Here is a 14,101-nt window from a genome sequence, read left to right on the forward strand (position 1 = left end):
GCGCAAAAGAGTCCTGCCCCCGGTCAGAAACCCCGAAGGGTTGTGTACCGGAGGCAGGATGTTTCGTCGAAGGCTTACTTTTCGCAGGCCACTCCGTCTTTATCTCCGTCCAATCCCGCCCTGTAGCCGGGCTGTCCGGCGTACAAGGGTGCGGCACCGGCAGCCCTGGCCGCCGCGCAGTTGGCGTAATACGCGGGCGCGGGTGCCGGGGGCACGACAGCAGGGGCAGGTGCAGGTGCAGGTGCAGGTGCCGGGGCTGGGGGTACAACAGCCGGGGCAGGGGGCGCGACAGCGGGCGCAGGTGCCGGGGCGGCAGGCGCAGGCGCAACAACAGCCGGGGGAGCAGGCGCTGCCGGAGCCGGCTCAACAGCTGCGGGTGATGCCGGAGCCGGTGTCTCAACCGGGGCCTTCTCATTCGTGGGCGCAAGCTGTCCCGGGCAACCCGTCAGGATACCGACCATGGCGTCGTGCTCCGCCTGTGTCACCCAGAGGCTGTAGGTGGCTTTCACAGAAATCTGACGGGCGACGTACTCGCACCGGAATGACTTGTTTGGTGGCAACCAGGTCGCTGCGTCGCCGTCGCCCTTTTGCTGGTTGGTAGGCCCGTCGGTGGCCTGCAGGTTCAGCGGATCATTAGCCAAAGCGGTGCGTTGTCCGAGGCTCAGCTGCTGGGCACCTTTCTGCCAAGCGTCACTCAGGGCAACAACGTGGTCGGTCTGAACGGCAGCGCTGGTGGTGGTACCGCGCACGAATCCAATGATCTTGGCCGTGTAGGGATCCGCGAGAGTGCCGCTTTGGACCTTGCAGGGAACGCTGTTGGCGTACGCGATCTGTGTGAGGTCGCGCTTGAGGATGTCGTTGCGGGTGTCGCATCCGTTGCGGTCGACGTCGGCCCAAGCTTGCCCGAACTCATCGCGGTCGTAGCCGGTTTTCGGGGCGCGGCCCTTGATGGGCAGTGTGGCCAGGATATCCAGCGCCTTTGAGGCGTACGCCGGCTGTGCATGCGGAGCTTCGTACGACGCTCCGGCGGCGAGAGCCTTGGTGACCTCGGGATCCAAGGGAGCTCCGGCGTCGGACGCGCTGGACGTTGGCGTTGGCGTGGCTGATGCCGACGGCGAAGCGGAAGCGTCCACCAGCTTCTGCGCCTCGGCAGCAGCTTTGGAAGCCTCCAGCCTTTCCCTCGGTTGAGCAGGGCTCAACGCGCCGCCGGCAACGAAGAAGACCAGGGCGCCGGTCAGGACGATTGCTCCGGCGCGGCGACCGCCGGGCAACAACGCCCAGGAACGCCGGCCTGTGGCTACCACGTAGATTCCGGTCAGCAAGGCCAGCAGGCCAAGCATGATCAGCATGCCGCCGAGTCCGGATGCGAAGGCGCTGATTATCAGCAAGAGAACAGCGATGATGCCCATGCAAATTGTTGACGTGGGCAGCCGGAATGAACCCGTCCCGGGCGGGATGTGATTGGACACGAAGAAATCCCCATTTCGATATCGAACCGTGAGTCATCGGCCGATGATGAGAGCGCTTGTGGCTGAACGCCCTCGGGGATTCTAGTATTCGAATTACAGGTTTGTGATTCCGGCCGGATTATGACGCCGGCCGAAGTGCAGGCGGGCCGTCATGGCCCGCCATAACCTGGGATTGGGGCGCTTGCCGTCCCGAACGGGCGCTGCTCAGAGATTGGCCTCCGCGTATATCCGCAGTGAGTCGCGGACAAACGCCGCCCCTGCTTCTCCGCCGTAGTTCGCGGCGAACCGGGGGTCTGCCACATACATCTCGCCGAGGCCGATAACGTAGCCCTTCACATCTCCGCCCGGGGTGGCGGATGGTGTTCCCGGAATGCCGCGAAGCCATTCAACATGCCGCTGCGCGAGGTCCTGCGCTTCCGGGCTCTCCGGCGATATGCCGGCGGAGGCCGCCGCTATCCAGTCGCTCCCCAGTTTCCCGGCCCGGCCCTTCCAGTCCTGCTTTTCCTCGGGGCTCATGCCACGCCACCAAGAGTCGCTCTTGGCGTAGGCGTCCTTGCCCCATCGCTCCTCCACCTCGTCTTTGTATTGAGTGTGGTCGAAGCCGTCAAACATGTCCTGTGCCATGTAGTTTCCATCCCCTTTCAATGTCTTGATGGTTTGCTGAACGGAGGCCATCTGCCGGGCCAGTCGATCCCGCTCTTGGCCGAGCCACTCCATATGGCTGCTGAGGGCCTTGACGGTGTCTGTCTCCCGAGCCAGCACTTCCGCGATTGCGGGAAGGCCAAGCCCGAGCTCCCGGAGCAACAGGATGCGCTGGAGCTGAACCAAGGCCGGACCGTCGTAGTAGCGGTAACCGTTATGTCCGGTCCGGCTTGGTTTGAGCAGCCCGATATCGTCGTAGTGCCGCAGCGTCCTGCTGGTGGTTCCGGCCATCTTGGCGATTTCCTGGATCGACCAGTCCATCCGTCCTCCATCCTGTGCCTGTTCTTCGACAGTAGGCGTTGACGTTACGTCAAGGTCAACATCTCAAGGTCAAGGGATGGATCACTGTTAGTCAGCGAGGATCAGGTAAAGCGCCCGACGGGTTTCGTCGAGCTTCGCGATGGCTGCCTGCCGCTGTTCATCGGAGACTCCCGAGCGGAACTGGTGGATGACTCCCATCAGCTTGCCCACGCTCTGGTGGAAGGCGGCGCCGCTGGCGTCGGCTTCGGTGTTCCAGGCGTTGGCCAATTCCTCTTCGTGCTCGGCGACGTAGGCACGGCCTTCATCGGTGAGCGTGAATTCCGTGCGCTTGCCTTCGCCCACAGCAGCAATGAGGCCTTCGTCCACCAGTTGCTGCAGGGTCGGGTAAACGGATCCCGGGCTTGGCCGCCATGCGCCGGAGGTCTTCTCCGCGATGGTCTTGATCAGGCCGTATCCGTTGGAAGGAGTTTCGGCCAGCAGCGAGAGGATGGCTGCCCGGACGTCGCCGCGGTTGCGGCGCGGGCCGCCCGGTCCGAAGCCTCGGGGCCCAAAACCGCCCGGGCCGAAACCCGGACCAAAGCCTGGACCGAATCCACCGCCATGACCACCAGGGCCACGGCGTCCCCTGCCGCGGTTGAAGCGGCCGCGGCCGCCCCCGTGCTCAGGGTGCCCATTGCCGTGCTCTGGAAATGCGTTGTTGTCGTGTTCGTGGATGCCTTTCATCGCAGCATCTTCCTTTCGGTTGTAAAGGTCGCCGAAGGATTATCGGCGATACTTAACGATATATCGGTAAAAGATCGAGTCGTCAACGGGAGGTGATAGAGCGATCGGCTGTCGGGGGTGGGATGTGATAGAGCGATCGGCTGTCGGGGGTGGGGCGTGATAGAGGGTTAAAGAACGACGGCGGGTGCCGACTTCCGTATGGAAGCCGGCACCCGCCGTCGTACTAGAGGCTGTCTGCCTAGGGTGCGGTGACGCTGGTCAGGCCCGGTGGGCTATTTCCACCACGTGTCGAAAATGGTGACCGGGACAGTCCGCTTGTGGCGGGTCCGCAAGTACTTCTGCTCAATGATTTCGGCGACGCCCTCGGGTACGTCGCGGCCTTCGAGGTAGTCATCGATCTGGTCGTAGGTGATGCCCAGTTCGTCCTCGTCGGTCCGGCCCGGCTTGTCATCCAGCAGGTCTGCCGTGGGAACCTTCTGCCACAGGCGCGCGGGTGCGCCGAGTTCGGCCAGCACTGCACGGTTCTGGCGTTTGTTCAGTCCAAACAGCGGCAGGATGTCCGCACCGCCGTCGCCGTATTTCGTGAAGAAGCCCGTGACGGATTCGGCGCCATGGTCGGTGCCGATCACCAGATAGTTGTGTTCGCCCGCAAGGGCGTACTGCGCGATCATGCGTGCGCGGGCCTTGGTGTTGCCCTTGTGGAAGTCTGAGATCTCCGCGCCCGTGGTCTTTTGGAACTCGTCCTCGAAGCCGTCCACGGCGGCGGCGATGTTAAAGGTCCACTCGGTCTTGGCGTTGATGAAGTCCATGGCTGCCTGGGCATCATCTTCGTCGTGCTGCACGCCGTAGGGGAGCCGCACGGCCACAAAGTTCGCGTCCACGCCTTCTGACTGGAGTTCTTCCACCGCCAACTGGGCGAGCCTGCCCGCCAGAGTGGAGTCGAGCCCGCCGGAGATGCCCAGGACGAACCCCTTGGTACCGGTCGCCTTCACATACTCCTTCAGGAATTCAACCCGTTTGCGGACCTCCCCCGCGGGATCGATCCGGGGCTGTACGCCCATTTCCTCAATGATTGTGGCCTGGAGTTCGCGCATGGGTTCAACACTAGTCAGCGGGATCGCAAAGCCTCAACCATCATGAAGCGGCGTGCCCAAGTAAGTCGCAGTTGTGCGCGTTCTGAGCCCGCTAAACGCGCTCTGCTGCTACCTACTTGGGTGCCGGGCCGGTGGAGCCGCGGACCGTGAGGTGCGTGGGCATGACGGAGCGGCTCCGGCTTCCGCCGCCGGCCAGGGGGTTCAGCTGGGCCAGCAGCATGGACACGGCCATCCGCCCGGCCTGTTCAATGGGAGAGCTCAGCGTGGTGAGGGGAGGGTTGCAAAAGTCCGCCCCGAAAATGTCGTCGCAGCCTACGATGCTCATGTCCTCAGGGACGCGGATGCCCCGTTCCCGCAGCCTTTGCAGCATGCCGATCGCTATGAGGTCATTGAACACGATGCATGCGCTCACCCCGCTGTGTACGGCGGCATCGGCTGCGGCAGCGCCTGACTGGGTCTTCGGAACAAACGGACCCAGCAGCCGGACCTCGATCCCACGGTCCTCGGCAGCGGCTGACAGTACCGCCCAGCGTCGGGAACCCGATTGGGACACGACAGGCCCGGAAACGTAGGCCACCGAGGTATGTCCCAGGGAGATGAGGTGGTCAAGTGCCTGCGTCATGGCCGAGGGGGTGTCAATGATGACAGCCGGTACACCCACTACATCGCGGTTGACGGTGACCATGGGCATCCGCGTCGCAGCTTCCGCGAGGGCGGCGTCGTTCAGGCGGGAGGCTGCCACAATTACCCCGTCCGCGCTCTTGCGCAGCTGATCCAGCGTGCTGGCCTCCACCTCATCAGACTCCTCGGTATCCACCAGGAGCTGGGTGTAGCCGGCGGCCTTCAGTTGCAGTTGGGTGCCACGGATCAGGTCGAAGTAGAAGGGGTTGGTGATATCCGGGACAAGGACGCCAACAGCGCCCGTTTTGCCGGAGCTCAGGGCTTTTGCTTGGGAGTTGGGCGTGTAGTTAAGTTCGACGGCGGCAGCCCGGATCCGCTCGCGGGTGCGGATATTCACGCGCTCGGGATTGGTCAGGGCACGTGAGACTGTTGACGCCGCAACGCCGCACAAGGCGGCAATGTCATGGATGGTGGCAGGGCGCTCTGCTGCCACGGGTTGCGTCGCCATGGGCGTTCCTCTCTGAACGTCGAAACGGTTGTGACCACTGCCACACCGTTGGTCAAGATTGCCATAGTTGGCAGCAAATGGCAATCGGTTGTCAACGGTGTGCCAGACTCGCTAGACTCAGTCGGGAAGCAAGCCCTGTGAACCCCATCACTCCTGCTGGGCCGCGGCCCCGCGGTTCCGCACGGGCGAGCAACCGCAACCGCCTCCGGTGCTGGCTGAGCCGACTCAACCGCCGGCAACGCCAACAGATTCACCGGTACCACCAAGGAGATATACGTGACTCAACCCAGCGCCGTGTGGAGCCTGTCCGGTTTCGGCGACGAAGTAGACCCCGACCCCGCTATCCAGGCAGCCGTCCTCCTGGCGTTGGGCGCCAGCCACATTGAAGTCCGCAGCGCCTGGGGGACCAACGTCTCGGAACTGGAACCGGCCGACGTCGAACGCCTCAAGGCGATCCTCGACGACAAGGGTCTCAAAGTCTCCGCTGTCGCGAGCCCCATCGGCAAAGTGGATGTCAGCCTTCCGGTGGAGCACGAACTCGGACGCCTCCGGCAGATCATTTCCGTGGCCAAGGCCTTGGATACCAAGTATGTGCGGATCTTCTCCTTCTACAGGGCCGAGGGGCAGAGCCAGGAAGACATCCGCGACGCAGTGATCGAGCGGATGGGCGCCCTGGCTGCCGAAGCCGAGGCGAACGGGATCATCCTGCTCCATGAGAACGAAAAGGGCATCTACGGAGATACCCCGGAGCGCGTCCTGGACATCATGGAGGCGGTTGGTTCGCCGGCTCTTCGCGTCGCGTGGGACAACGCAAACTTCGTGCAGGTGGGCGTCAAGCCATATACACAGGGCTACACGCTCCTGCGCCCCTACCTTGAGTACTTCCAAGTCAAGGATGCGCTGGCCACCACGGGAGAGGTTGTCCCCTCCGGTGAAGGAGACGGCGAGCTGGATGAAACCATCGCCGCGCTTGCCGCAGACGGCTACGCAGGCTTCGCTTCGCTTGAGCCGCACCTGGCCGCGGCGCACGAGCTGGGCGGCTTTTCCGGGCCGGTCGCTTTTGGCGTGGCTGCCCGGGCCTTCGCAGGCTTGGCCGCAAAGAACGGCGTCCGCCTGGCCTGACCAGGCACGGCACAGCCAAGAGCACTACACCAAGCAAGGGATCCTTCAAAGGAGCAGGAACATGCCCACAGCAGCAATCATCGGTTGCGGAGACGTCTCCAGCGTCCACTTCGCGGCACTGGCCGGAACCCCCGACGTCGAATTGGTGGCGGTCTGCGACGCCGATCCGGACAGGCTGGCTGCGGCCGTAGCCGCCCACGGGGTACCGGGGTACGCGAGCCATCTGGACTTACTGGCGAAGGCGAGGCCCGACGTCGTACATATCTGCACGCCGCACCACCTCCACGCGTCGCTGGCAGCGGACTTCCTTGAGGCGGGCGTGAACGTGATCGTGGAGAAGCCGCTCGCGCACACGCTCGAAGAAGGCCGCCGCCTGGTGGACGTGGCCGAACGGAGCCCGGCGAAGATCGGTGTCTGTTTCCAGAACCGCTACAACGCGACATCGCAAGCCATGCGCGAACTGCTGGACGGCGGTTCGCTGGGGCAGGTGCTGGGCGCCTCCGCAACCGTGATGTGGCACCGTTCGGGTGACTACTACCGCGACCGGCCGTGGCGTGGAACGTGGGCCGAGGGTGGCGGCGGCTTGATGATGAACCAGGCCATCCATACCGTGGATCTCCTGCAGTGGCTGGTGGGGGATGTGGCGAAGGTGGAAGGCCGTGCCGCCACCCGTGCTTTAGCAGGGGTCATCGAGGTGGAAGACACCGCGGAGTTCGTGGCGGAGCATGAGAACGGTGCCCGGAGTGTTTTCTATGCGACGCTGGCCAATGCCGTCAACGCGCCGGTAACGCTGGACGTCGTCACGGAGAACGCCACCCTCAGCCTCCGCGGCGACCTCACCGTGACATACGCGGACGGCTCCGTGGAGGTCATCAAGGAGCAGCTGCAGGAAACCGGGGGGCGTTCGTATTGGGGGGCGTCCCATGAACTCCTGATCAAGGATTTCTACGCAAAGCTGGAGGCCCCCGGGCCGTTCTGGATCAACCCCGCCGAAGCGTCGAAGTCGTTGCGGATCGTTAAGGACATCTACGCGCAGAGCTACCCGGACCTCGCGGACCTCGTCGCCTGACCCGTTTCCTCCCCACCCTGGAAGCGCCCGCCCCGCCCTGCCCCAAGTAGGTCGCATTTGTGCGCGTTTTGAGCGTTCTAAACGTGCACTAATGCGACCCAGTTGGGTGCGTGGGCAGGGGCTGGAAAACGCTCTGGCAACAATTCCAGAAACTTTTGACAATCGGTTGCCAAGAAGCGACAAAGTCCGTACTGTGAATCCCACACCCAGAAACATGTGGCCTATGCCACACTCCTCAGTTCTGATCCGGATCCTGTTCGCATCAGGCAAAGACTCATTAGGAGCCGACAATGAAGTTAGGTCCCAAGGCGGCAGCAGCTGCCATCGTCCTGAGCGCCTCACTGGCACTTACGGCCTGCGGCGGAGGCGCAGGCGCAGGAGCCGGCTCGAACGCAGGCGGTGGAAAGACCGTCACGGCGCTCACGTTGGGAACCCTCCGCGACCTTACCTCGTGGGATCCCGCCCAGGCCCACGTCGGCCACGCCCTCCAGCCTTACCAGGTGGCCTACGACTCCCTGATTCTCCGCGAGCCGGACGGCAAGCTGAGCCCCATGCTGGCCACGGAGTGGAAGTACAACGAAGCCCGCACCAAGCTGACCATGGACCTGCGCACGGATGTGACGTTCAGCGACGGTGCGAAGTTCGACGCTGAAGCTGCCAAGGCCAACATGGACCACTTCAAGAAGGCAAACGGACCGCAGATGGCCCAGCTCAGCTCCGTGTCCGACATTGCCGTGGTGGACGCGGACACCATCGACATCAACCTGACGGCCCCCGAACCCGCACTGGAGTACTTCCTCAGCCAGGCTGCCGGCCTGATGGGAAGCCCCAAGGCCCTGGGTACGGACGCCATCAAGACCGAACCGGTCGGCTCGGGCCCGTACGTCATGGACAAGGCCGCTTCGGTCAAGGACTCGCAGAGCGTCTTCAACGCCCGCGAAGGCTACTGGAACAAGGACCTCCAGAAGTACAAGAAGATCACCCTGAAGGTCCTCCTGGATCCGACGGCCCGCACCAACGCCTTGGTTTCCGGCCAGATCGACGCCACTCTTCTGGACCCGAAGAACGGCAAGCAGGCTGAGGGCGCCAAGATGAAGCTCGAGGCCAACCAGGTTGACTGGTCTGGACTGCTCCTGCTGGACCGGGAAGGAACCAAGAACCCGGCCCTGGCCAACGTCAAGGTCCGTCAGGCCATCAACTACGCCTTCGACCGGAAGACCATCCTGGACCAGGTGATGCTTGGTCAGGGAACCCCCACCTCGCAGCCGTTCGGCAAGGACAGCGGTGCGTGGACTGAAGAGCTGGAGAACTACTACACCTACGATCCGAACAAGGCCCGGCAACTCCTGAAGGAATCCGGCTTTGAAGGCAAGGTCAGCATCGACGTTCCCACCCTTCCCGGTGCGGAAACCCTGATCTCGGTGCTCAAGCAGCAGCTTGCCGACGTCGGAATTACCCTGAACCCGGGTGCGGCGATCACCAACACCTTTACAGCGGACGTGGCAGCCCAGAAGTACCACGCACTCTTCTTCAACCTGTTCCAGGGTGAGCCCACGGTGGCCATCGACCAGATTGTCTCCACCAAGGCCCTGTACAACCCGTTCAAGACCACCACGCCTGAGCTCGAGGAAAAGATCCAGGCAGTGCGGACCGCCGGTGAAGACGCAGGAACCAAGGCACAGGAAGTGAACAAGTACGTGGTTGAGCAGGCTTGGTTCGCACCACTGTTCCGCGTGAACCAGATGTACTACCACAACGACAAAGTGAACGTAGTCCCGCAAGCACAGCAGGCCGTTCCTTCCATCTACAACTACTCGCCTGCCAAGTAGGACGCCATGATCAAGTTCATTGCCAAGAGGCTGGGCAGCGGGGTGGTGGTGCTGTTCGTCGTCTCGGTACTCACCTTCACCCTGCTGTACACCTCAAGCGGGAGCATTGCCCGGAACATCCTGGGTGACCAGGCCACCCCTGAACAAGTTGCCTTGAAAGAGCAGGAGCTTGGGCTCGACCAGCCCTTGTTCGTCCGCTACTTCGCCTGGCTGGGCGATGCCCTGGCCGGAAACCTTGGAGCCTCATGGTTCACTTCCGAGCCGGTGGCCAACTCCCTGGCCACCCGGATTCCCGTGACCATGACCATGGTTTTCGCCGCAATGATCCTGATCGCCATCTGCGCAGCACTGATCGGTGTTGCGGCAGCCGTCAAGCGCGGCTGGGTGGACAGGGTGGTCCAGATTGGCGCCATCATCGGTGACTCCATCCCGGGGTACGTGATCGGTGTCTTCCTTGTGACCTTCCTGGCCATCCAGCTGGGCCTCTTCCCGGCCACCAGCACCATCTCGCCCGAGGTGGGACCCGAGGCCTGGGTCATCTCGATGACGCTCCCCGTCATCGCACTGCTGATCAACGGCGTTACCGGCGGAGCCCAACAGATCCGCAGCGCCGTGATCAAGCAACTCGAACGCGACTACGTCCGCACTCTCCGCAGCCGCGGTATTGGAGAACGGGAGATTCTCTTCAAGCACGTTCTCCGCAGCGCAGCACCGGCAGGCCTCACCGTCTTGAGCCTCCAGTTGATCGGCATGCTGGGCGGCGTCGTGATTATCGAGCAGATCTTCGCCCTTCCCGGCATGGGTCCGCTCGCTGTCGCAGCCACCAGCCAGACCGACCTCCCGGTGGTCATGGGCGTCGTGATGTACACCGTGGTGGTGGTCATCGTGGTGAACCTCCTGGTGGACATCGTCAATGGTTGGCTCAACCCGAAGGTACGTGTGTCATGAGCGACTCCATGAATTCAGCAACAGCAACAGCAGCCGCCGACGTGGCCGGCGAAGGCCAAAGCGGCACTGTGGTCCGTTCCACCGTCATGCGGCGGCTCTTCAAGAACCCCCTGGGCATCGCCTCGATCGTCATCCTGGGAACCATAGCCCTGTTGGCCATCTTTGCGCCCGTGATTGCTCCTTTCGAGGAGAACTTCGCGAACATCTCCAAGACCCTCGCGGCGCCCGACTCCACGAACATCCTGGGCACTGACAGTGCGGGCCGTGACAACTGGAGCCGCCTGCTCTTCGGTGCCCAGCTGACGCTCCTGTCGGCACTGCTGTGTGCCGGCGTCGCGATCGCCATCGGCCTCCCTGCCGGCCTCATCGCCGGATACTACGCGGGCAAGTTCGAGGCCGTATCCAACTGGGTGGTCAGCATCCTCATGAGCCTTCCGGGCCTGATCGTCCTGCTCACCATCCGCGCGGCCTTCGGCCCCTCGGTGTGGATCAGCATGATCGCTTTCGGCATCCTCATCAGCCCGTCCTACTTCAGGCTCACTCGGGCCGCGGTACAGTCCGTCCGCAACGAACTGTACGTGGACGCCGCCCGTGTCTCCGGACTCTCGGACCTCAGCATCGTGGCCCGGCACATCTTCTCCGTGGTCCGCGCACCCATCATCATCCAGACCGCGGCCATTGCCGGCGTGGCAATCGCCATCCAGTCCGGACTCGAATTCCTGGGCCTCGGCGATCCCACCAAGGCCACGTGGGGCGTCATGCTCTCCGAAGGCTTCAAGAACGTCTACATGACGCCAACCCTGCTCCTCTGGCCGGCACTGGCCATGGCGCTGACAATCGGCGGACTGGTCCTGCTGGGCAACGCGATCCGCGATGCCTTGGAAGACGGCGAAAAGATCAAGCACCGCAAGAAGCGCACCCCCGCTTCAGCAAAGGCCGCTGCCATGGCAACAGCCACCGGGGCAGAACGCACGACGGCGGAACCCGCCAAGGCGCGCCAGTCACGGAAGGCTGTTGCCGCCGTCGAGCGTGGAACCGAACACCACTTGGTCAAGGTGACCAACCTTGGAGTCGGCTACCCGCAGGCGGACGGTTCCATCAAGAAGGTAGTGGACGACGTCTCCTTCCACGTGGACCGCGGCGAGATCCTGGGAATCGTGGGGGAGTCGGGCTCGGGCAAGTCCCAGACCGCGTTCTCCATCCTGGGATTGCTGCCGGACAACGCACGGATCGTTGCAGGTTCCATCCAGTTCGACGGCAACTACACGGTGGCGCCGGGTGAGGACCGGGTCAACCAGGAACGGTTGTCCAAACTGCGCGGCAAGCGGATCTCCTACATCCCGCAGGAACCCATGAGCAACCTGGACCCCGCATTCACCATCGGCTACCAGCTGGTCACGCCCATGGTCCGCGTCCTCGGCATCAGCAAGGCAGAAGCCCGCACCCGGGCACTCAAACTGCTGACCGACGTCGGGATCGTCAATCCGGAACGTACCTTCAACGCCTACCCGCATGAAGTCTCCGGCGGCATGGCGCAACGCGTGCTGATTGCCGGTGCCATCAGCTGCGAACCGGACCTGGTGATCGCAGACGAACCCACCACCGCATTGGACGTCACCGTCCAGGCCGACGTACTGGACCTGCTCCGCGAACTGCAGCAGCGCTTGAACATCGGCGTGATCCTCGTGACGCACAACTTCGGCGTGGTGGCCGACCTCTGCGACCGCGTAGCCGTCATGCAGAACGGCCGGCTGGTGGAGGAAGGCACCGTGCGCGAGATCCTCCGCAACCCCAAAGAGCAGTACACGCAGACCCTCCTGGGGTCCATGCTTGAAGGTAAGGAGCCCATGACCATGCTCGTTTCCCCGCCTGAAGGTCCCGTTTCCCACACTGATTCCGGTTCGGGCCGCGTAGCAGAAAAGGAGCCTGTGGCATGAGCACCGTTACTCGTCCGGACGCACCCCTGCTTTCCGTTGAAAACCTGGTGGTTGAATACCCGAGCAAAAGGTTCCGGGCCAAGCCGTTCCGGGCGCTGGCGGACATCAACATCACCATTGGACAGGGCGAGACCCTGGGCCTGGTGGGGGAGTCCGGCTCCGGAAAAACCACCCTCGGCAGGGCCGTCCTGGGCTTGGCTCCTGTCACCCAGGGCAAGGTGGTCTTCGAAGGAAACGACATCAGCAACGCCTCCCGCAAGGAGCGCAGGACCCTCAGCCGGGACCTGCAGGTGGTTTTCCAGGATCCCTACACATCCCTCAACCCTGCCTTGGAAATCGGTGACATCCTCGCCGAGCCCCTGGGCGTCCAGGGCATGGCGAAGGGGGCCGCAAAGAAGCGGGTCAAGGAACTGCTGGACCAAGTGGGCCTGCCATCGGATGCCATCCACCGGTTGCCCCGCGAGTTCAGCGGCGGCCAGCGGCAACGCGTGGCGATCGCCCGCGCGCTGGCACTGTCTCCCAAACTGATCGTCTGCGACGAACCCGTCAGCGCGCTGGACCTCTCAACGCAAGCCCGCGTGCTGGACCTGTTCCTGCAGATCCAACGCGATACCGGGGTTTCCTACCTCTTTGTCTCGCACGACCTCGACGTCGTCCGGCACATCAGCCACCGCGTGGCGGTCATGTACCGCGGCGGGATCGTGGAGCAGGGGCCGGCCGACATCGTCACGCGGGAACCCGGGCACCCCTATACGCAGCGGCTCTTGCTGGCGTCCCCGGTACCCGATCCGGACCGCCAGGAACAGCGCCGTGCGGACCGCCACCGGCTGCTGGAACAGCAGCGCCAACAGACCGAACAGGCTGGCGCCGCGGCCTAGCAGCCCGGACCAGCTGCACCAAGTGGCCTTCACGGGCCGGAAACCACGGAGGAAAAAGTGGCCAAGATAGGCGTACAGGCGATGATGCTCAAGGAGAGCTTCGCCGACATTGGAGCATTCGAGACCCTGCGGAAAGTCAGCGCGATCGGCTACAACGCAGTGGAGATCTCGCAGATCCCCATGACCCCGGAGAACGTGGGTGAACTGGACCGTGCACGCACTGAACTGGGCATGGACATCGCCGCGTTGTCCGTCAATGTCGAGGGCCGCAAAGGCATGCCGGTGGAGTCGCTGGCCGACAACTTCGACAAGATCGTCGATGATGCCAAACGCCTGGACAGCAGCCTTCTCCGCATCGGAATGCTGCCGTTCCCGGCCATGAAGTCGTTGGAGGCGGTAGTGGACTTCGCCAAGCAGGCCAACGGATACGCGGAGCGGTTGCAGGAACACGGCATCAGCCTCTACTACCACAACCACCACGTGGAGTTCGCGAAGTTCGACGGCAAGTACATGCTGGACATCATTGCGGAAAACTCTCCGGCCATGGGCATGGAAATCGACGTCCATTGGGTTCAGCGCGGCGGCCTGGACCCGGTCCGGACCCTTGCCAGGTACGCAGGCAAGACGGCCATGGTCCACCTGAAGGACTACCGGATCGGCCAGATGCCGGAGTCGTCCTTCGGCTTCCTGGAATCCGGTGATTTCGCCGGCTTCATGGCGGAGTTCAAGAACGTCGTGCAGTTCGCGGAGGTGGGCGAAGGCAACCTGGACTTCCCGTCAATCGTTCCGGCCGCCGTCGACGCCGGTGCCCGCTACCTCCTGGTGGAGCAGGACGAACTTTACGGCCGCACGGTGTGGGACGCCCTCCAGACTTCCTACGACAACCTCGTGGCCATGGGCCACAGCGACCTTTTCTAGATTCTTCAACTGACGGAGATTG

General features: G+C 63.3%; 12 protein-coding genes. 7 read left to right on the plus strand and 5 right to left on the minus strand.

Annotated elements, in window-relative coordinates:
• Positions 1–74: 74 nt before the first annotated feature.
• From AUR_RS12745 to AUR_RS12765, 5 genes are all read right to left on the minus strand, one after another.
• Positions 75–1,409 (minus strand): GmrSD restriction endonuclease domain-containing protein, encoded by a 1,335-nt coding sequence (locus AUR_RS12745; RefSeq protein WP_082694497.1) that lies wholly within the window; start codon positions 1,407–1,409, stop codon positions 75–77.
• 264 nt (positions 1,410–1,673) lie between these two features.
• Positions 1,674–2,432, minus strand: a complete 759-nt coding sequence (locus AUR_RS12750; RefSeq protein ID WP_062094899.1) for a MerR family transcriptional regulator — start codon at positions 2,430–2,432, stop codon at positions 1,674–1,676.
• 87 nt (positions 2,433–2,519) lie between these two features.
• On the minus strand, positions 2,520–3,155 hold the full coding sequence (locus tag AUR_RS12755) for a PadR family transcriptional regulator (protein ID WP_062094901.1): 636 nt from the start codon (positions 3,153–3,155) through the stop codon (positions 2,520–2,522).
• 272 nt (positions 3,156–3,427) lie between these two features.
• Positions 3,428–4,249 carry an ammonia-dependent NAD(+) synthetase gene (gene nadE, locus AUR_RS12760; protein WP_021471747.1) on the minus strand — a complete coding sequence of 274 codons (822 nt, stop codon included), beginning with the start codon at positions 4,247–4,249 and terminating at the stop codon, positions 3,428–3,430.
• Between the two features lie 112 nt (positions 4,250–4,361).
• On the minus strand, positions 4,362–5,378 hold the full coding sequence (locus AUR_RS12765; RefSeq protein WP_062094903.1) for a LacI family DNA-binding transcriptional regulator: 1,017 nt from the start codon (positions 5,376–5,378) through the stop codon (positions 4,362–4,364).
• A 276-nt stretch (positions 5,379–5,654) separates the two neighbouring features.
• Between AUR_RS12765 and AUR_RS12770 the strand changes: the two genes are divergently transcribed.
• From AUR_RS12770 to AUR_RS12800, 7 genes are all read left to right on the plus strand, one after another.
• Entirely contained in the window at positions 5,655–6,500 is an 846-nt protein-coding gene (locus AUR_RS12770) for a sugar phosphate isomerase/epimerase family protein (RefSeq protein ID WP_062094906.1), read from the plus strand.
• 61 nt (positions 6,501–6,561) lie between these two features.
• On the plus strand, positions 6,562–7,569 hold the full coding sequence (locus AUR_RS12775; protein ID WP_062094908.1) for a Gfo/Idh/MocA family protein: 1,008 nt from the start codon (positions 6,562–6,564) through the stop codon (positions 7,567–7,569).
• 290 nt (positions 7,570–7,859) lie between these two features.
• A complete protein-coding gene (locus AUR_RS12780) occupies positions 7,860–9,398 on the plus strand; it encodes an ABC transporter substrate-binding protein (protein ID WP_021471743.1) in 1,539 nt (512 codons plus the stop codon).
• A 6-nt stretch (positions 9,399–9,404) separates the two neighbouring features.
• On the plus strand, positions 9,405–10,346 hold the full coding sequence (locus tag AUR_RS12785; protein WP_021471742.1) for an ABC transporter permease: 942 nt from the start codon (positions 9,405–9,407) through the stop codon (positions 10,344–10,346).
• Entirely contained in the window at positions 10,343–12,283 is a 1,941-nt protein-coding gene (locus AUR_RS12790) for a dipeptide/oligopeptide/nickel ABC transporter permease/ATP-binding protein (protein WP_021471741.1), read from the plus strand. Before AUR_RS12785 ends, AUR_RS12790 begins: the two co-directional genes overlap by 4 nt.
• A complete protein-coding gene (locus tag AUR_RS12795; protein ID WP_021471740.1) occupies positions 12,280–13,161 on the plus strand; it encodes an ATP-binding cassette domain-containing protein in 882 nt (293 codons plus the stop codon). Before AUR_RS12790 ends, AUR_RS12795 begins: the two co-directional genes overlap by 4 nt.
• Before the next feature lie 57 nt (positions 13,162–13,218).
• Positions 13,219–14,079: a sugar phosphate isomerase/epimerase family protein gene (locus tag AUR_RS12800; protein WP_225740062.1), complete on the plus strand. Its 861-nt coding sequence runs from the start codon at positions 13,219–13,221 to the stop codon at positions 14,077–14,079.
• Positions 14,080–14,101 lie beyond the last annotated feature (22 nt).

This window comes from Paenarthrobacter ureafaciens, assembly GCF_004028095.1.
GTDB classification, from domain to species: domain Bacteria; phylum Actinomycetota; class Actinomycetes; order Actinomycetales; family Micrococcaceae; genus Arthrobacter; species Arthrobacter ureafaciens.

What these genes read in the sequence shown, in the direction of transcription:
- AUR_RS12795 (WP_021471740.1), top strand. Translation starts at nt 12,280, where the DNA reads ATGAGCACCGTTACTCGTCCGGACGCACCCCTGCTTTCCGTTGAAAAC.
- AUR_RS12780 (WP_021471743.1), top strand. Translation starts at nt 7,860, where the DNA reads ATGAAGTTAGGTCCCAAGGCGGCAGCAGCTGCCATCGTCCTGAGCGCC.
- AUR_RS12775 (WP_062094908.1), top strand. Translation starts at nt 6,562, where the DNA reads ATGCCCACAGCAGCAATCATCGGTTGCGGAGACGTCTCCAGCGTCCAC.
- AUR_RS12745 (WP_082694497.1), bottom strand. Translation starts at nt 1,409, where the DNA reads ATGGGCATCATCGCTGTTCTCTTGCTGATAATCAGCGCCTTCGCATCC.
- AUR_RS12790 (WP_021471741.1), top strand. Translation starts at nt 10,343, where the DNA reads ATGAGCGACTCCATGAATTCAGCAACAGCAACAGCAGCCGCCGACGTG.
- AUR_RS12765 (WP_062094903.1), bottom strand. Translation starts at nt 5,378, where the DNA reads ATGGCGACGCAACCCGTGGCAGCAGAGCGCCCTGCCACCATCCATGAC.
- nadE (WP_021471747.1), bottom strand. Translation starts at nt 4,249, where the DNA reads ATGCGCGAACTCCAGGCCACAATCATTGAGGAAATGGGCGTACAGCCC.
- AUR_RS12755 (WP_062094901.1), bottom strand. Translation starts at nt 3,155, where the DNA reads ATGAAAGGCATCCACGAACACGACAACAACGCATTTCCAGAGCACGGC.
- AUR_RS12750 (WP_062094899.1), bottom strand. Translation starts at nt 2,432, where the DNA reads ATGGACTGGTCGATCCAGGAAATCGCCAAGATGGCCGGAACCACCAGC.
- AUR_RS12785 (WP_021471742.1), top strand. Translation starts at nt 9,405, where the DNA reads ATGATCAAGTTCATTGCCAAGAGGCTGGGCAGCGGGGTGGTGGTGCTG.